At 43.5% G+C, this 20,907-nt stretch carries 5 protein-coding genes; 1 reads left to right on the top strand and 4 read right to left on the bottom strand.

The window, feature by feature from the left end; translation table 11 throughout:
- Positions 1–139: 139 nt before the first annotated feature.
- From R7Z50_RS01885 to R7Z50_RS01870, 4 genes are all read right to left on the bottom strand, one after another.
- On the bottom strand, positions 140–4,831 hold the full coding sequence (locus tag R7Z50_RS01885) for an OmpA family protein (protein ID WP_206970264.1): 4,692 nt from the start codon (positions 4,829–4,831) through the stop codon (positions 140–142).
- Entirely contained in the window at positions 4,824–6,059 is a 1,236-nt protein-coding gene (locus R7Z50_RS01880; protein ID WP_038893414.1) for a TolB family protein, read from the bottom strand. The genes R7Z50_RS01885 and R7Z50_RS01880 overlap by 8 nt, the downstream gene beginning before the upstream one ends.
- A 1-nt stretch (position 6,060) precedes the next feature.
- Entirely contained in the window at positions 6,061–7,779 is a 1,719-nt protein-coding gene (locus R7Z50_RS01875; protein ID WP_206970266.1) for a hypothetical protein, read from the bottom strand.
- Positions 7,780–8,546: 767 nt separating this feature from the next.
- Positions 8,547–19,667 carry a tandem large repeat gene (locus tag R7Z50_RS01870; RefSeq protein WP_318148828.1) on the bottom strand — a complete coding sequence of 3,707 codons (11,121 nt, stop codon included), beginning with the start codon at positions 19,665–19,667 and terminating at the stop codon, positions 8,547–8,549.
- A 253-nt stretch (positions 19,668–19,920) separates the two neighbouring features.
- Here R7Z50_RS01870 and R7Z50_RS01865 point away from each other — a divergent pair, with 253 nt between their 5' ends.
- On the top strand, positions 19,921–20,895 hold the full coding sequence (locus tag R7Z50_RS01865) for a peptidoglycan DD-metalloendopeptidase family protein (protein WP_065275203.1): 975 nt from the start codon (positions 19,921–19,923) through the stop codon (positions 20,893–20,895).
- Positions 20,896–20,907 lie beyond the last annotated feature (12 nt).

Below are 20,907 nucleotides of genomic sequence, written 5' to 3'. Positions count from 1 at the left end.
GCGAGAAGCGAGAAGCGAGAAGCGAGAAGCGAGAAGCGAGAAGCGAGAAGCGAGAAGCGAGAAGCGAGAAGCGAGAAGCGAGAAATCTTACTTCAGTTTCCATTGATAAGAAAAGAAAAACCGCCCGAAGGCGGTTTTTTTATTTATTGAGAATCGACGCTTCAATGATAGTTGCTAAGTATGGGTCTCTAATCCAAGTTACCAAACGTTCTGTACGCTCTTCAGGTTTCAGTTTTGCCCAGTTGATGTACATATCTTTATCAACTTTATAGCTTGGGTCTTCACAATCAGAAAAATAAGATAACTCATCTACATTTTTGTACTGCCTGCCCAACGACATCTCAAAGCTTTCAAGTTTAAACGGCGTTTTTTCCGCTGTATTACGTTGTACTAGAGAGGACACCTTTAGAACTGCTTCTTGGAATCGACCAGATGTCGAGACAACGGGTCCAAATGGTCGAAGCCCCTTGATTTCTTGCCCGTTCAGCGCTTTAAATGCGAACTCGAAACGAGACGCGTAGACCACCTTACCATCGAAATCTTCATCCATGTCTATGTTGGATAGAGCCTCAGAGACAAAATCTGCGTCTATATTTTTGTTAATCACATCGCTGTCATCTAGCGTCCATTTAGAACCGTCTTTCTTTAGTATCCCAATATAAGTAAGGTTACTTAGATACTCAGGACCAGCGGTAGTTTCAGATCCGAATACGGCTTCATTATCAAAAGTAGTAGATAGCTTTAGTGAAACTGGAACACTTTGCCATTCGAGGTTTTGTCCCTCATACGACTCTTTTCTGTGCTTGCCACCAATAAGCATAACTTCCATAGCGAATGACTTATTCGAAGTCCAATCAAAACCTTTGAGCTCATCAGCAGTAGTGAACATACTGTCTTCGTTCATAAACTGTCGTTTATTTCCGTAGTTGACCGCAATCGCACTGTGCTTAATGTCATCGATAACAGGCTTTGTCGGGCCTTTATGAACTTTACTATGTAAGACAAAATCTAGCGTTAACAAATCTTTCTCTGACACACTATTTCCGTTCGCAATAAAGCCCGATTTAGCAGAGAGTGTATAGTTATGGTTTGTATCGACTCCTACAGGAATCTGTCTAGGTGACGTAATAAATCGTCCGACTGTCTTGTCCACTCGTACTGGTAGCTTATAGTTGCTTCCAGATAGAGTGAACTCATAGGTCATATTTTTGAAGCCACCGCTGTTTACATATTCTTTGAGTACATCTTGTTGGGAGTCAATTTTTATCACCTGCCCAAAAATCGGACCGAGAGCAACTTGAGATAAGTATCCGCTATAATCGACTAAATCGTGCTTAGCGATCAAAGGCTTCACTCCAGAGAAGACATCATCGCCAAAGTAAAAATACGGTTCAAACTCACAACCAATAAGGACTTTGCCGTCTGCTTTTTCCGCCTCAAAAAATTCGGCCAACTCACCTTTGGGATCTACACTAAATTCCTCGTGTTTCATCGGCTTGAACATCAAATTAAACTTAGGTCCACTGGTATTAAGTAAACCGTCAGTGCGCTGATAAGACATCTCACACTGAAACACATTTGACGTCATCTGTTTCAGACTTTGTTTGCCTAACACCATTTGCCACTTCAAACGGTGGAAAGGCGATAATCGCACCTTTTTATTTGCTTTTAATCGTACCTTCTCCCACTCATCAAAGGTGACCCATTTAGAGTTGTCATGAGGCTCAGAGACTAATAACCTAACGAACCCTAGGTCCTCTTCTGATAATTTTTTAGACTCAACATTAAACTGTGTCGCAAACTCCACTAAGCCTCGTTGTTGATCGCGATTATAGAGCTTGTCTTGCACTGGAAACGCGACATTAAACGCCCCAGAAACGTCTTTCCTTTTTGGAGCAATATAGTTGGCTTTGTTACGAGTAATGATTTGTTCAGCTATTTCTTCACCGTAACTTTCAACTAATTGCTTGCGTCCCTCACGACGCATGAGTTCTTGGATCCACAAGTTGCACAAGTTTTCTTTTAACTCTGTGTTTAATATCCAACCATCGGTTTCAATATATCGCTGAATGTATTCATCGATAGCTAATATTCGCCACTGTTCTGTGAACTCTTGTTCGCCCTCAGCACAAGCTCTTTGAATCAAAAGCACCAAACCATTAATAGCAAGTGCACGGCGTTGATAGCGCTTAATCAGCTCCTTTGCACCCGTAGCTTTTCCTAAGTGCTCAACTAACGCATCTGATGACGTAAAATACACCTCAGTCAATTGCGTATTAATCTCAGCCAATGAATCAATAATCTCTGTGGTTTCATGGCTAAGTTGTTCAATTGCAGATACGCTTTTTCTAACCTCGTTGTAAGAAGACAAGTAATAATCAAAGAGTGCAGAGTCAAGCAACTGGGCACCACTCATCAGCATTTTTCCGCCTTCTTTGACAACGAAAAAGCCTCTTGCTGCCTGCCCTATTATAGGAACATAGCAAGCCATACCAACGATCATCTCGAAGATAGCTAGCTTGAGCTCTTTTGCAATTGCTTCTTCTCCCAAGTTCGCATTTAACTGAGCTAAACGCGCTTGCTCCATAGCCTTAAAGCCGAGTCGACTCGGTGGAATTCTCGCCGCAAACTCTTGGAGGTAGATTCGAACTTCAACACGTCGGTTAATATTAAGTTGCGCGTTTTCGCGTTTGATTTCGTTGTTTGGTACCTCGACTATTGGTCGACGTTCGCCAAAGAATCGAATATCACTGACTGAAGAAAAGAACTCAGCAACATGCTGCGCTCGCTGTTGCGAAAGGTTTTGGTTATATTCTGAATCACCGTTTTGACAGGCATGCCCTTCGATTTCAACAACGGCATTTGGAATCTTAGATAATTCTTTATCGACAGCAGATAGATATGACAAGTGCGGGGCTTGAACCTGGTTGTTATCAAAAGGAAAAACCAAGCGTAAACCAGCACCTTTATGGTCTTTAACAAACATTGCACTGTCTTCAGCAACGTCATTAGGAATGCTGTCAGTAAACGTTACATTGTCGCCTAACTTATCTATGATTTGCTTAAGTAGTAATTCCCCACTCTTCAGACTTTCTTTCCAGACTGGTACCCAGTTCAGATAATCGCGTGATACCTGCTCAAAATAACTTTTCCTGAGTTTAGCTTTCTCTTCTGCTAAGCGTAATTGCTCGCTTTTGTCAGTGATCTCTTTTATCTCATAGAAAGTGTTAATTGCATTGAGCCCAGCACCAGCAAAGGGCGACAAAAAGCTTTTGACACTGCCGTTACCTGTCAACCACGTTCTAGCAGCACTCCCCGCCACAACGTGGGCATTACCATTTCTCGCGGGTTCAATAACCTTAGTAAAGAACTTACTTTTATCAAACCCTTTCTCTTTGAGAAGCGTTTTTAAGCCCACTTGAGCTGCACGCTCAGATTCCGATGCTGCTTGGCGTAAATCTTGAAGAGTTTGGTAAGCTGCTGCAGTCGCCGATACCCCAAATGAAAACTCTAATGCAGAAATCATGGCTGGGGGTAAAGCGCCCTTGTCTACTTGCCCCCAAAACGTATTTGCTAAACTTCCAATCACGTCATGTTTACTTGACGGGTTTTGATGAATATTAATGCCAGCATTGACCAAACTTGGTGTAACTTTTGTGCCAATCTCCCAAAGTGCAGCACTCATACTGGCGGTCGTTCCACTATTCTCTAAGTTTTCAAGCTCCCCCATTCGGAAGGCTTGTAGAGCTTTAAACTGCGTAGGAAATTGGTATATCAAAGACTCTTCAAGTGAGATCATGTCGCCCGCAACAACCGCAATCTTACCAAACGGTGTCGTTTGGCTAAGCGTGATGTACTCTCGTAGCTCGTAACTGACTTTAGTAACGATACCGAAATCATCGTACTCTTTGGTTACATTGGTGGCATTCTGCGCAAATTCGGGAATTTCAACTCCAAGCTTCTGGTCGAAAATCACCTCAATGGTGTACATGCCATTAGTAAAAACGTCCGACGCCAACGGAAACAAAGCTATTGGACGACGCGAAACGCTGGTTTCATCAAGTTGTGCTTGCGTTATGATTTTTTCATCTTGCAGGTTGAGATGCTGTCCGGTCTCCTCATCAAAACGAGTGACTTTAACAATTGCATCAGCATACTCTTGTGTTGAGAATGCTACAGCGAGAAATGAAAAAGTCGGCACGATAAAGCCACGAATTGGCTTATCTTCAGGAACAGAGTCATACCATTTGTTATATGTAACTTGCTCATCAGTTAGTGCTTGAGTGCCCGCTTCATATTTAGGCGCAAGTTGTGAACGCTTTACTTCTGTGACAGCGTATTCCACTTTTTTTTCAAGCGAGTTAAGCGCTTGATCACCGCCATACCCCCTTAGCTTTTCTAAGATAGAGGCAAGGTCTGCACACGCCTTTTTTATTGGGCGAGCCTTACTCTGCGCACCAATCGCTAACTCTGTCAGCATTGACCATTCGGGAAAAGACAACTTATACGTCTTCTGCGTTAATTCATGTACTGGCGAACGCAGTGCCAAAACCTGATTGATATTGGTTTTTTGGTTTTTCTGCGTTGAATCACCCAGCACATGTAAACGGCCTAAATCGTCTGTCGCCCAAAGGGCTGCGCTTTCCTTACCTAAATTTATGGCAATGGGAAGCCGTGACATAGGGCGAACATTTTTCAACTCTTCCAATGAGGTCAGGTCTTTTTCAATATTGAGTGCTTTATATCGAGGGTTCTGTGCATCTCCAACATTAGGAAAATCGACACCAAACAAATAGATGTCTGTCGGTAAATGCTTAAAGTCATTACTCATCGCTATCTACCTCCAGAAAACGCCCACCATTAGCATCAGCGTTGTAAAGTACAGGTGTTTTTGCAATTCGACCCGATTGAACCACTTTCCAGCCTTGTGCGCCTTCGCCATTCATCTTATATCGGTAATCTGGCCCATAACGCCTGATCATTATTAAAGCTGTGCCAGTTTGTGTCTCATTACCGTTATTACTAATGTTATCAACTTCCGCATAAACTTTCTTTTCATCTCCGTCATTAGAAAACGCAAGCCAAGTTTTATCCTGTACGTTGATCAGCACCTTACGATACGAGTTTATTCCCCATACATATTTACCATTGGGGCTGATAGCAATTTGGCGGTAGATGCGCTTCTCAATATCGACGGAGTCTTCAAACTCTTTTTCAGGCAAAATAGTGTATAAGCGTTTGAGTGTCTTGGCGTCATAAACCCCCACCCCCAAGCCCGCAGCATTGATTAACTTGCCATCTACAATGACCGTATCTTCAGACAACGGTACATCTACCTCTTCTTTGGTTCCCGTCGCAAGTGTGTATTTAAAACGTTTAAAACCATCTGAGAAATAGATGTAGCTAGAATCATCCGCCCAGACCAGATATGGCTTGGTACTCGCGCTGCCCAGTTGAATGGTCTGCTGCGTTTCTAAGTCAAAGATCGCCTTTATCAAAGGCCCACCAAAACTATAGGCATAAGCCACATAACGATTATTGGGGGAACGACTCGTGACATAGTTCTGTGGTGACGCTGTACTTGGTATATCATCTGTGACTAAGCGTAAATCTGTCCCATCAATTTTCATGCTCCAAATTTTGTAGCCATTTTCGTATTCATTTACGAGAGGGTCTCGAGAGCTGACATTATTCCACCAAAACTGAATACGAGGTTTGTCATAGGAGCTTGCATCAGATAAATCTTCACGAGGCCACTCTTTTGCACGGCGAACCGCGTAGCCCGGTTTGACAGGAACCGTGCCTGGATATTCTGGCTTGGACAGATCTTCAGAGTAAACAATAAAGTTGTGCTCACTTTGCCATTGGCAGCGTGGTCCTATCACTTCTTTACGTTCAAGTGATGTCGCTTGAGCAACGTTATAACAAGCCTTTTGAGCGGGTTCTTTTTCTACGGATTGTGTTGTTGCAGTATTCGAAGTTTGATTACTTTCGTCACCACAGCCTGTTAATAACATAGCTGTCGACAGAAGCATGATACTTAACGTTGTTCGTTTCATTTTATAATAGTTCCGTGAGTTCAATGTCTTGATAAATTACTGACATTAAGACCGTTTTATCTGAGTTATGAGATCGGCAATGACGGGTTAGATTGACCCTTTTAACTTCTGGTAACCAACCACTAAACACGACTTCTTTACAATACTGATCAACAAACTCAGCCTCGCGCAAAAAAATCTTTTGGCTCCATGTCTCATCAACACACGTCAGTTGGAAAAAATCATCCGGTTGATCGCACTGAGGGTTACTTTTATACGTTATTACAATGCCTTCACTTGGTGAGTTAACAACAGCAGCAGCAACACCTTGCTCGTTTTGGCTGATGATATTGTAATCTGATTTGCTTGGCGCTTGAGTATCTAGATTCGGCAGCGAAATCACAGGTTCGGAGCTCGCATCAAAGTTATGAGCAAAAGAATAATCACTGAGGTCTACTTTAATCGCTTTCTCGTTATTCCCGCTCTTTAATTCATTGAGTTGCTGAGTATTGAGTTGAGCCCGAGAATAATAAAGAGCAACATCACTTTGTACGCTGCCGTTTATTTTGTATGGAAGCCAAATATGAGGCAAAGGAACACCAAGCGGCTCTCTCTTTGTTTTACTTCCAGCCTTAAATGGACTCAATTCGGTTTGAAGTAATTCTGTGTATGTTTCGCCTTCGTTGGGCCAACCCGCGACCACTACCTCAACTTCTTCTGCAGTAAGACCAAAAACACGGGCGCAAGCATATTCGTCCAACACACCCTCAAAGACTTTTTTACCGTCTTGGTACAACTGAAACGCTTCCCCTGACAGAAATGCTTCGGAGTCTTCGTCATATAAGCTAATATCGACTGATCTTTGAGGCGAGGACTTAGTGCTTTGGTAGAGTGATAGATCGACATCAGAAAAGCGTCCGTCGTTTTGAACTTGGATTTCTCGCCAAACTTCTGATTGCCAAACGACATAAATATAACCGCGATCAATAGATACATACCCTGAATCACTCTTATGAACTGGAACTACTGGCACCAACACGTTGTCCCACTCATCCATCTGAGTTTCTTTATCAACGGGTTGCAGGTCTTCGGCGAGTTTAAGCAAGATTGGCTGAGGTTGGTCGGAACAAGGGATTTTGATATAGAGCGTTTTGCCCTCAGCTTCGAGATCTTTAAACGTCGCGAGGCTGCGGTGTTTGTTTTTTGTATCGGCCTTGCCTACAGTCACTTTTTCTTTTTGAGCGTCCGTTTTACCCAACATCAAACATGCTGCATTACTAGACCACTGCCCTGCAAACTCGACAACGATTTTTTGATCTGGGCTTGGCTCAGAAGGTACATGCGTGTAACTACGAACTAAAGCAACATCGTCGGTAACCTGCTTGTATCCTGCTTTAAAAGCTTTGCTTTCATTCGAAGCAGATACAGAGTCAACGAGTGATTTAAGTCTAGGGAAGCTTTGCAGCTGAGAGTCCGTCAATGGCGAACGACGAGCAACGGTAGATAATGACACCCAATTGCCCTTCCCCAATTCGATTCTTATCGCAGCTAGCAATGCGCTGGTCGTGTTTTTGGCAGAGATGGAAATCTTTTGCGCCAATTCTTTAGGGAGGTTTCTAAGGATGTCATCTGAATTTCGCAAACGCGAAAGCTGTCCTATACACTCGTCCGGTGTAAGAACATAAGATAGCTCGTTGGAGGATAGCTTCGAGCTAGGTATAAATTTGCAAACTAAATGCATTTGAATTCTCCACAACCAACATCGTAAATATGGCTGCGGTGACAATTAAGCTGATAAGGCTTACAAGTACGATTTGGTCTGCGTATCCTACTTACTTAGCCATTTATTTTCAACGAGATAGAAAAATCGCCCGAAATCAAAAACACTAAAAAAATGGTGATTTTTGCTATCAAAACATGCGATTTGACCACAGTAAAAGCCAGTAACATCACCCACTCAGTCAAAATGGTAAAATCTTACTATCTAAAAAAATTTAATTTATGGACTGAAGTTAACAAAAATTGTAGTCACGTGCGCTTCAGGTAAGCACGAGGAAATTCAGAAGTTTATGAGGTGCCCTCCTCAGCAACAAACAACAAATTGACTGTTACTGAGGAAGTTTAAATAAAAAGGTGAGCGCATTACGCACTCACAAAAGTAACTGCTCTGAAGCTTGCTAGGATTAAATTTGCTTCATCGCGAGTTAAAGAGGCGAGGTATTACCCATCAACCTCATGCAGAACACTATACTCAGAGTATAGAAACGAGCATAAATATATAATATTTAAAAAGATTTTCAACGCGACACATTCACCACAGCTCCTGCCGAGCGACCATCACAATCACGTCATACACACCTAAAAGCAACATTGGCCTAGTTATTATAGTTATTCAGCCTTGTATTAAGACGATTCATTAATTCGAGTAACTTATCAATAAAGGCAATTATTTTGATAAATATCACAAAAAGTCCCAAAGAAATAAAGCGAGCTAAACGCTCGCTTTATTTATGCCGCATTTTTTAAAGTTTTGTTATCACTAAAATATCGGTTGTAAACAGCACCTAAGGAGGCTGTACTTGCGAAACGATCATAGTTAAATGTTGCTTGAGCCTCTTCGGCAGAGGCGGAAAGCTTGTTGGTACCATTTACATAAATCGTCACTACCCCCTCCTTCAGTCCTGAAAGATCTAAATCAGTTGTCCATGAGTCTGAAAGCACGGTTGCCATGCCTGTGGCTTCTGTACCATCAGCGTCGACTGCTTTGATATCTATGAACTCACCATCTTCAAATCGTTCACTGCTACCACTTACTGTCACGCTTTCCACTCCAGTAACATCGTTGATAACGTCTAGGTGTATTGTCGGTGTAATTGGCATGGAGTAAGCCGTGTTCTGACTACCGGTATTTCCTGATAAGTCTTGGTAGTCACGAACAAGCAACGCCACATTCAGCTCTGACGTGCTTGGTACCACCACATCACCAGTCCAAACACTTGGGTCCGCGGTTGCCACTAATGAGGTGATCGTCGTGCCACCTAACTCCGCTGCGGCGGACTGCAGATCTTTATCGAATTCCAGCGTTACCGTCACGCTTTGACCGATGGCTTGGTGCTCAGGCGTAAACATCACGTTAGTCAGCGTTGGCAGAGACTGCGCCAGTGTAAAGCTCTGGCTTTCACTTACTTCAATGCCCGCTGAGTTCGTCCCCGTCACCATCACGGTATAAGTGCCGTTGGTTTGGTGACTCATATCCATCGCGTCACTGGTCCAATTGCCACCGGCTTGTACCGTCGCACTGCTGCTTTTCAATACCGTCGCGCTGCCTTGGGCTTTTACTTCAAGACGCAGGGACTGACTATCAAAACGTGTCGACGTACCTTCAAATTGTAGCGTGGCTGCATGCGCTTCATCCACATTACCCACTGGCGTAATAGCTAAGGTTGGCGTGATCGGCATGGAGTAAGCCGTGTTCTGACTACCGGTATTTCCTGATAAGTCTTGGTAGTCACGAACATGCAACCCCACATTGAGCTCTGACGTGCTTGGTACCACCACATCACCAGTCCAAACACTTGGGTCCGCGGTTGCCACTAATGAAGTGATCGTTGTACCACCTAACTCCACTGCGGCGGATTGCAGATCTTTATCGAATTCTAGCGTTACCGTCACGCTTTGGCCGATGGCTTGGTGCTCAGGCGTAAACGTCACGTTAGTCAGCGTTGGCAAAGACTGCGCCAATGTAAAACTCTGGCTTTCACTCACTTCAATGCCCGCTGAGTTCGTCCCCGTCACCATCACAGTATAAGTGCCATTGATTTGGTGACTCATGTCCATTGCGTCACTGATCCAAGTGCCACCGGCTTGTACCGTTGCGCTGCTGCTTTTCAATACCGTCGCGCCGCCTTGGGCTTTCACTTCAAGACGCAGGGACTGACCGTCAAAACGTGTCGACGTACCTTCGAATTGTAGCGTGGCGGCATGCGTTTCATCCACATTACCCACTGGCGTGATGGCTAAGGTTGGCGTGATCGGCATGGAGTAAGCCGTGTTCTGACTACCGGTATTCCCTGATAAATCTTGGTAGTCACGAACAAGCAACGCCACATTGAGCTCTGACGTGCTTGGTACCACCACATCACCAGTCCAAATACTTGGGTCCGCGGTTGCCATTAATGAAGTGATCGTTGTACCACCTAACTCCGCCGCTGCGGATTGCAGATCTTTATCGAATTCCAGCGTTACCGTCACGCTTTGGCCGATGGCTTGGTGCTCAGGCGTAAACGTCACGTAAGTCAGCGTTGGCAGAGACTGCGCCAGTGTAAAGCTCTGGCTTTCACTCACTTCAATGCCGGCTGAGTTCGTCCCCGTCACCATCACGGTATAAGTGCCGTTGGTTTGGTGACTCATATCAATCGCGTCACTGGTCCAATTGCCACCGGCTTGTACCGTCGCACTGCTGCTTTTCAATACCGTCGCGCTGCCTTGGGCCTTTACTTCAAGACGCAGGGACTGACCGTCAAAACGTGTCGACGTACCTTCAAATTGTAGCGTGGCGGCATGCGTTTCATCCACATTTCCCATTGGCGTGATGGCTAAGGTCGGCGTGATCGGCATGGAGTAAACCGTGTTCTGGCTACCGGTGTTTCCTGATAAGTCTTGGTAGTCACGAACTAGTAACGCCACATTCAGCTCTGACGAGTCTGGTACCACTACATCACCAGTCCAAACACTTGGGTCCGCGGTTGCCACTAACGAGGTGATCGTCGTGCCACCTAACTCCGCCGCGGCGGATTGCAGATCTTTATCGAATTCCAGCGTTACCGTCACGCTTTGGCCGATGGCTTGGTGCTCAGGCGTAAACGTCACGTTAGTCAGCATTGGCAGAGACTGCGCCAGTGTAAAGCTCTGGCTTTCACTCACTTCAATGCCCGCTGAGTTCGTCCCCGTCACCATCACGATGTAAGTGCCATTGGTTTGGTGACTCATGTCCATTGCGTCACTAGTCCAAGTGCCACCGGCTTGTACCGTTGCGCTGCTGCTTTTCAATACCGTCGCGCCGCCTTGGGCTTTCACTTCAAGACGCAGGGACTGACCATCAAAACGTGTCGACGTACCTTCAAATTGTAGCGTGGCGGCATGCGCTTCATCCACATTGCCCACTGGCGTAATAACTAAGGTCGGCGTGATCGGCATGGAGTAAGCCGTGTTCTGGCTACCGGTATTCCCTGATAAGTCTTGGTAGTCACGAACTAGTAACGCCACATTCAGCTCTGACGAGTCTGGTACCACTACATCACCAGTCCAAACACTTGGGTCCGCGGTTGCCATTAATGAGGTGATCGTCGTGCCACCTAACTCCGCTGCGGCGGATTGCAGATCTTTATCGAATTCCAGCGTCACCGTCACGCTTTGGCCGATGGCTTGGTGCTCAGGCGTAAACGTCACGTTAGTCAGCGTTGGCAGAGACTGCGCCAGTGTAAAGCTCTGGCTTTCACTCACTTCAATGCCGGCTGAGTTCGTCCCTGTCACAATCACGGTATAAGTGCCGTTGGTTTGGTGACTCATATCAATCGCGTCACTGGTCCAATTGCCACCGGCTTGTACCGTCGCACTGCTGCTTTTCAATACCGTCGCGCTGCCTTGGGCTTTTACTTCAAGACGCAGGGACTGACCGTCAAAACGTGTCGACGTGCCTTCGAATTGTAGCGTGGCGGCATGCGTTTCATCCACATTGCCCACTGGCGTGATGGCTAAGGTTGGCGTGATCGGTAATTCGTGAGCGGTGTTATCCTCACCTATGTTGCCAGTCAAATCTTTAAATTGACTAACAACCAAGTCGACACTTAACAGCGCGGTGCTCGGAACTTGTACATCACCAACCCAGACCTTTTTATCTGCCGTTGCTGACAGAGAACTAATGCGATTGCCGCCAAGCGTAGCGGTCGCCTCTTGGAGCTCTTTATCAAACTCAAGCGATACATTCACGCTTTGACCCACACTCTGATGCTCGGGGTTAAATGTCACATTGGTTAGTTTTGGTAAGATTCCTTCAACCGCAATACTTAAGCTGCTTCCTTTTCCAGGAATTGTGTTGGTACTTTGATAGCTATTGTCTTCTACCTGAATAGTGATATTTTTATCTTGTTTTTCTGGGCTGACATAGTTAACCGTCCACGTAATATTGTCTGAAGTCGACCAAGTATCTTGTTTTAACGTTCCTGTTGCACCGCTATCACTAGCGACAAGATGGACATCTGAGATATCAAAGTTCGTAACTTCTTCTGTAAAGTTAAACGCAAGCGTAATCTCTTCGCCTCCAAAAAGAGGGGCGCTTGAGGCGGTAGAGATACTTAGCCCGGGAACGGTTGCCGCTTCCACATGCGCGTCAATAGAACTTTCACTCTTGTTATCCACCTTGTCTGTTGCTGCCACCGTGATCGTATGATCGCCTTTCGGTAACAAATAGCTTATGACATAAGGCCCCGCTTCGGTTGTCGGCTCAGTAATCGCTTGAGGAGCCACAGTGCTGCCACCACTCACCGCTTTTGACGTGACGAGATTTAAATTTTTATCTGTAATGTATGCACTAATTTCTAGTTGATACTTATCGTTTGTCGGCACCTTAGAGGTTTGATTAGCACTTAAGCCGGAAATACTTGGAGCGTCATAATCAACAATAGACTCGATAACCTTTCCATCATAACTTTTTCCTAGTAATTCAAAGCTTGTATTCTCTCTTCCAACTGAGTCCGTCACTGTCACTTTAAGGGTATATGACCCTTGGTTATCGACGGCAAAGTTCATCATTCCATTGCCACTGGATGAAACAATATCACCAGAGTAACGTAAGGAATCACCGAGACTTGGAATAAGCTCCACAGAGTATTGTGAAGCTTTCACTCTTTCTCCTTCCACCGTAGATACCGTAAACGGCTGGCTCGCCTTGGTTAAAAACAGTTTCCCACCCTGCAAACTCGTAATTCCATCGAAATCAATCGTGACTTTAGGAACACTAATATCAATGACTTTTCTGATGTCTGAATATAGCCCAACACTATCTGTTGCTTTGATATCAACTGTGATTGAACCACGCCCCTCTAACTGAGATTTTGATAGTTCAAAGTACGTAGATGAACCGTTCCCATCCTCTACTCTTTCTTCTTGATAGCTTGGGTTTAAAACCGAATAGTTTACTTTTGCCAGGCTGCTACCAGTGTCCGTTATGTCGAAACGAAAACGAACATTATCTGGATTTGTTGGCGATTCAGTTACGATAATCTCATCGCCAACACTTGGAGATGTATTGTCAACTTTAATATCAACGGTCGCTTCACCGACTCTCGACCAAACATCCGTTGCTGTAATCGTTGTCCTGATCGTTTTTCCATCCGCATCGCTAGGAAGTTCACTTGTAAATGTTGAACACTTGTAGGTTGGATCATCTGCACACACCTCTAATTGTGCAAACTTCTCCGGATTATCTTTATAGTTGTAGGATTCCGTTCCAAACCTGGCCATCACATTGTCTAGTCTAGAGTTTTCATACAGCTTAATTCTGAATTTGGCGACAAGCTGCTGACCATTAATGGTTGTGTTTCCAACCGGATCAGTAATTTCAACGACTACCGAACCTTTAGGTAATTCAAGCAGTAGATCGTGCTCTGGCGTCAAGTTTCCTGCTAAATCAGATAAGTTCTTGATTTTGTATTCTTGAGTTGTACTCAGGCCATCAATAATATCGGCATAGGATGCAGAATACGTACACTTGATATTTCCAACACCTTTGGCACAAGTCGTTGGTGTATAAGCTTTGTTGCCAAGATTACGAACCAACTTTGGATATTCATCTGAACTTTCGGTATTCACGCCTGATAAAGCATCATTAAAAGAGAGCTCAAATGTGAGCATCTTCTTCTTCAAAGCTTCATCAAACCAAACATCACTTCCTTTAAAACTGTATGAGTTACCATCGACGACTGTCGGTGCATCAATATCCACCATCGAGAAATTGAACTTGTTGATCGTTTCACGCCCATTTGTACCCAAGGTTTTAGTGATCAAAGTAACAGGTGCTTTGGTCATGTTTTGCCCAACATTGACACTACAACTGTAAGGTTCTTGCGATACGTTGATAACACCAGAAGTTGGTTGCTCATTAGTTGGTGGCGCATCTAGAGAGTTGTATTCTTCACGAACCCAACACTCTAACGTTTTGGCTTTGACCGCACTCAATGTAGTAAAGGTGACATCAAGAACACCATCAGATAAGTAATTTTGGAAGTCCAGCGGGCTTTCAACTGTTAGAACCACGCCTTCACGCTGTACGCTAAAGGTTTGGTTTACTTTTCCAACCTTTCGGTCTTTTTCATCAAGGTAACGAACTTTGTTATAAACCTTGATATCAAGTTCATAATTACCATCTTTGGCAATTTGTGTAGAAAGCAACGTTGCGGTCCAAGTGCCATCTGCGGTTTCTGAGAACGTAAAGTTAGTCCCGTTTTGCTCACCAGAAAATCTATACGTTGAGTCAATTCGATCAACGCCACTATCATCAACAATATCAAGCGTAAGTACGATATTCCCATCTTGATAGATGGTGTTGTTTGTAATTGGCGTTCCATCCGTGTAACTCATCGCCAGCGTCACCTGCGGGATTGAGTTGTACACTTTGACGGTAAAATCTTGCTCATCACTGGTTAAGGTTGTGTTGCCACGAACATCAGACCCTTTTAAACGAATCTTGTGGGTACCCGAACCTAAATCACCAAGGCTCACTTTGAGATCCTCATTGATTTTTGTACCGGGAGAGCCAGGTAATGGCTCCAGATCGCTAAACGTCCAATACTCTAGGCTTTCTCGATTGACACCATTAATTGAAACATCACCGTTTGCATTTAGGTCTAGAGCCGTTAGGTCAAAGACATAGTTACCTAAGTAGTAGTCATTCGCATTGAAACCACTTAATCCTAATGTTGGTCCATCACGATCAAGAATAACCTTGTGCGCGTTAGAACTAGACTCAAAACCATAAATATCGGTTGCTTTTACATACAATGACGTTGTTTTTTCATCTTCAGAAATGTCTATTTTATCTGTGTCACTCTTGATCAGAGACATGACAAACTCTTTAGATGAATCCGTTGGCACAATTGTCTTAATTGGCGAATCTTTACCACTTTGATACAGCGAGACTTGCTCAAGGTCTGAATCATCTATTACGGATTTAAACCGCACGTTGAACTCACGCCCTATGACATAGTTCTCTTTGGACAATGTGTCTTCAACCCAAGGTGTATTTAGGATGATTTCAGGGCCTTTGTTATCGACTTGGAATGTGAATTTCCCTGTTGTACTGACATTGGCAGGGTAAGCGTTGTCCGTCGCAGTGACGTAAAACTCATTCCATTCATCGTAATCAAATGCTTTTGAAACCAGTTGGACTTTGACGTCAGGCTGTTCACCAACTAGGTATGGTACGTCACACGCCTCTGTTAGAGGGTCACAGCTTTCTAATGTCAGAGCCTGACCAGATCCGCGGCGCAAATCTATTTTTACGTTATTGCCAGAGCTTAACGTCCCCCAATCAATGACAGGTGCCCATTGGTTATTACCACCTAAACGGCTTTGAACCTGCTCACTTTTTACAATAGGGGCTTCAGAGTCGATACGAATATTGAATCTCGGAGCGGTGCTAGTTAACTCTGAAACGGAGTTACCTAAGTTGTCCTCTGCTGCTGCAACAACTAACCAATCTCCATCACCAGGATAAATCGTAGAGCCTTGATTTGAACAAATCTCGCCCGTACATAGTTTGACTTTAAACGCGTCTTTCGAGTTACTTGCAAAGTTTTCTGGTGTGTATGTTACTTTTTCACCGGTTTGCTGGTAGAAAACAAGGCCCCTCGAGGCAAGCTTATCACCAACAATATCCTCAACCTTGAAGGTTAATTCATGAGTATTGTTCGCATTTAAATAAATACCGTTTTCTACAGGTTTACCATCGACATCATTCGGTGGAAGGTAACTGGCCTTAGGGAAGTCGTTATCAATAAACACCGATTCTATAAACGGAGATTTACCATTGTAACCATACGCATTGCCATGTGGGTCCATAGCACTGGTCTCCACGGCAAACTCTATAATATCTTTTAGTTCACTAGACTGGGAGTTAAGGGTGAAGAAGTACTCTTTTCGATAAGCATTGCTGCTGTCTGAGTTTTCTACGATGTTGATGTCCAGTGGTATTTCAATATTTGGCTCATTGGCTTGATACCACATCGTGCTAAACTTCGGGCCGTGAGCGTCGGTTCCTACAATACCAGAAGGATCGTCTAGGACAATTTTAGAAACAACCTCGCCAGCGATATAAAGCCTATTACCAACCATCGTCTCTCTACCGCTTTCAATGGTTAATTTTGGCTGCGGCGGCAAGGTATCGATACTGCTACCCTCTGTATCAAAAATGTTCTTACCATTTAAGTCAGGATTAGCCATCGAAACATCATCAGCATAGAGCTGCGCGATATTGGTCTCAATACCGTATTTGCTCGCCATGATTTCATAATAGGATTGCGCCAGATCTTTTCGGTAAGTTTCAGCGCCAAACGTGTAAGAATCGAGCGTAACTTGACTTCCTCCTGCCCCTACACCATTTGCTTTTCCATCGTAGCTAAAATCATCGTAAATAGCAGATGCAAAATCTAATGAGTTATTTCTTGGCATTCTCTCGGCAATACTATCAATTGCTTCAACAAGGAATCGGTGTAGATAGTCATTTGATGGCTTGTCTGGAATCGCTTTAGTTGTAAGCATTTCATTGGTTGCATAAGACACAACCGTTGGGTCAAACCCAAAGAATGAGTTGTTATTCGTACCTGATAACGCGTAGCGCACATCATCAAGAATTTGAATCGCACGTTCTGAAGTTTTCTCTCCCGCTGTCACTTGATCCCACTGGAAATCAAACAAACCAGTCTGATATGTCGATAGTTCAGTAATATAGTAAGTTTGAGAACCTTTGAGCTTAAAATACACACCAATATTGGCCTTGTTTAAGTCAACCGTTACTTTCTTGGTCCCTGGATCTCTTTTCCATTGGTAATAATATGGCTCACTGCCTTCGATACCAATTAAACGAACACGCATGAAATCATAATTCACTACGTCAGTTGTGGTTTCACAGCTCGCTACGTCAAGAGCCATGGACTGGTCACTTTCCAGTTGCTGGATAGTGGTACAACTTGCAAGTGAAGTGAATTCACCACTTGGGCTCAACCCTTCAAGTTGAGCTCGCGCACCAATAAATGGTGTCACCACTTTTATGGTTGGTAGGTCAAAGCTACTTCTAAAATATACTTCTCTTGGAGTGCTTTCGTTATCAGACTCATCGACGGTTTGAATGACTAACTTTTGACTACTGTTTTCTGATACCGATTTAAAGCTGTCACCAAAAATATCTCTTACAAAAGGAATGTAATAGATGACATCCTCTACTCGCCCATTGCTATCTAACAGCGTTTCGTGCGGAATTTTTGCGATGTAATCGTCATCTGATGCGGTTGTGTCAATAACTTGCTGAAGTGAGTAGTTGTTATCGTTGTTTTGGCTTACGAAGTACTTGACGACGAGCTTAAGCTTATTAGCGTTGGAGCCTAAAACCGTATCGGTGTTTACGTCTGAAACTTTCACACGAACATAAGGGATTTTATTCTCTTTCAATAAATTAGCGTTGAAGTTACTAAAATCTATCCCTTTTAATGAGTTCTGAATCCCTAAACTTGCGTACGCATAATCAATCTTCAGGAAATCGCGGCTTGCTTGAACATTGTCTGGGGTGTACGTATCTTGAGAGTAGATACCATCGTAAGTGGTTCGTTCACCATCTAAACCCACATTTACGTACGTCATTGACGTACCTTCAGGATAGGTTATCGTCTGTGCTGGCGCTTGATCGTCACGACTTACTGCATGCTGCGCAGAGCCCGTATTGCCTTTGCTATCCTTCGCTCGAACCTCAAAGACCGTCGTAGATAGGAATTCATCAGTTGGGTAAGCCTTACTAAACTCACAAGCATTTCCAGACTCTACAGTGACAGGAGAACATGTGACGCCCTCATGTAAGCCATCTTTAAATGAAATACTGACCGAACTAATCTCTTGCGAGCTTTCTTTTACAACCCCTTTCAGAACGTATTCTTTAAGTTGGTTATTAATTGCACTCGCCGATGTAATATCGATAACAGGCGCATCGTTATCCCATTCAAAGTTGATATGAAGACCCGAATGGCTGCCTGGAATTAACTCATTACCCAGTACATCCGCTGTATACAAGACTAACCGTGCTGCTGTTACGTTTGAGAGCCCTGTGGCAGGGTTCATATCTACACTATCGATCTCTTTGGTATTAATGTTAACTTTAACGTTGGTCTCTCGAAGGCCAACTTCAAAATCATCAAATTCAACCGAACAGAATGTGCTTCCAAAATCTTGTATGTCGTTACATTGAAATTCACCAGACCAAGAGCCATTAATCTGATACTGAATAAAGGCGGATACGTCTTCTACACCGATATCATCAACAATTTTTAGGTCAACTTTATCGGTGCCTGCAAGTACATCACGGTCAATGCGTGTCACGATAGGCGCTGTGGTATCAATCTCCGTCCCATCTCGCGGTGGAATGACGCCATCTGTACTGCCATATGTACCTAAGTCATTAAGCTTCTTACTAAAGTCGACATAGTCGGCAGCATCAGTACCAGAAATATTGATACTTGGGTCGTTTACCACGATCAAAACGTGCTGAGATAAGTCACGTGTGTAAACGTCGCTGTTTATCTTTTTCTGTCCAAAGCTGAGGGGAGTCACTGCTCCTGAAGTCTGGCTCACTTCAAGACCATCAAGAACACCATCTGCAATAACATCCCGATATTGGATGTCAGCGAAATGCATTGAAGTGTAGACGTTATCGCTGTTGCCGTATTTTTTTATAAGATCGTAAGAGTAAGACGAGTATGCTGTTAATAAAGCGCCGTATTGATGCCCAGTACTAGCAAAACTGCTTTGCCCACCTTTGGTAATATCAATAGGTTTGGTCTCATTTACGTCAAAACCATACATGCTATTGATACTATCCAAAGCAGTTGAAAAGGCACTCTCATCTGTGGCCCCCTGGGAAATTTTGTACTTTGCCAAGCCTGCTGCCAAGTTCGACAGCGGAGTAAGCATTAACTTTTGCTCACTCCCCTCTTTAAAGTTCACAACACCTTCAAATTTAAGTGTCTTCGCATTGCTCACAGATACCGTTTCATTTGTAAACGGATCGGTATAACTCCCCTCTTTTGCAACAACAAAAAGAGGCATTGACGACGATTCAAACTCTAGCAGATAGTTTCCGAAGGCATCAGACGTCGTGTTAGCCAACTTCCGACCTAAGTTTCCATTTTTGAACTCGAAAACCTCAATCTTGGCGCCATTGACTGGGGCGTCAAACACCATACCGGAAATGCTTCCTTTGCTTCTAGCTGGAGGTGTGTTGTCTCCTCCATCACCACCACCACATGCACTCAATAAAAGAGATGTAAGCGTAAGACCTAATGTTAATTTCAGCGTATTTTTAGCGAACATAGTAATTTGGCAAAATATATTTTCCCGAGATTATATTATTGAAAAATATTTTCTCAACGTGACATTAACACCAACAAAATAGGCATAAACACCAAGCCAACCGTCACTTTGACTGAATTATTAAAATTATTTTTACATCCTATAATTATTAACTTAGTGAAAACAGAGGAATTACTCATGCTTTAATGCTAGTTTTTATTTAAAATATTATACTCTACGCACAACTGTCAGTATTGATAAACCAACAAAACTAATGACTATTTTAATAATAAAAAGGAGTGTGCAAGCTCCTACCGTAGCCCTTATCACTACTGCGTTAATCATATTGATTAGCGTATCGCTTTCTCACTACTTCCTCACTCCTGTGGATAGGCTACCTACCATCAAGCCTTTAGAATTCGAAAGTGAGAATGTGCAGCCACCAATTAATAAGAATACTCGTAGGCAAAAAATCACTATCGGTGTTGTTGAATACTCTTTTGTCGCTTCATTATTAAAATCAGGAGTGAGTCAAAAAGAGATCAACTTGCTATTAGCACATATCAAAAGCAAGTTTAATATTATTGACTCTATTAAAAGAGGTGATAACTTTATCTTAAGAACTAAATTAAATAGTAAAAACGAAACTTACATTAGTTCTTTTTACTATTTAGGCAGTAAAACTGATTTATTTATTATCAATGATGGTCACGGTAACGTATTTGATGAGCATGGTGTGTCGATAAATAATCAGTTCATGTTTTCTTCACCCTTTGATAAAAACTACAGAGTGAGCTCTGACTATGACTTAAAGCGAACACATCCAGTGACCAATATAACGACTCCGCACTTAGGCACTGATTATGCCACACCTGTAGGTACACCGATTCGTAGTATTGCTGATGGCATCGTTTTAAAGTCCCGCTACAACCGTTTTGCCGGCAACTACATTAATATCCGCCACACAAATGGCTCTGTATCACGCTACCTACACTTATCTCAGCGCAACGTCCATGTTGGTGAGAAGATCAGCCGAGGACAAGTGATAGGGAAAACGGGTAACACAGGAAGAACAACAGGGCCGCATTTACACCTTGAACTGCACATCAATGGTATTCCAATTGATTACGAGCGATACATTCAAAGGCACCCAAACGCTGACGTAAATATAGAAATGCTGATTGCAGCGAGAAAAGAAAAAGCAGAGTTAACAGCGGAATGGCAACGGTATGAGCAGTCAAATAGGTAACAACAGTCACTT

This window comes from Vibrio sp. 1249-1, from assembly GCF_033340495.1.
The sequence above is the reverse complement of the archived record's forward strand: the minus strand, read 5'-3'. Positions and strand labels throughout refer to the sequence as shown.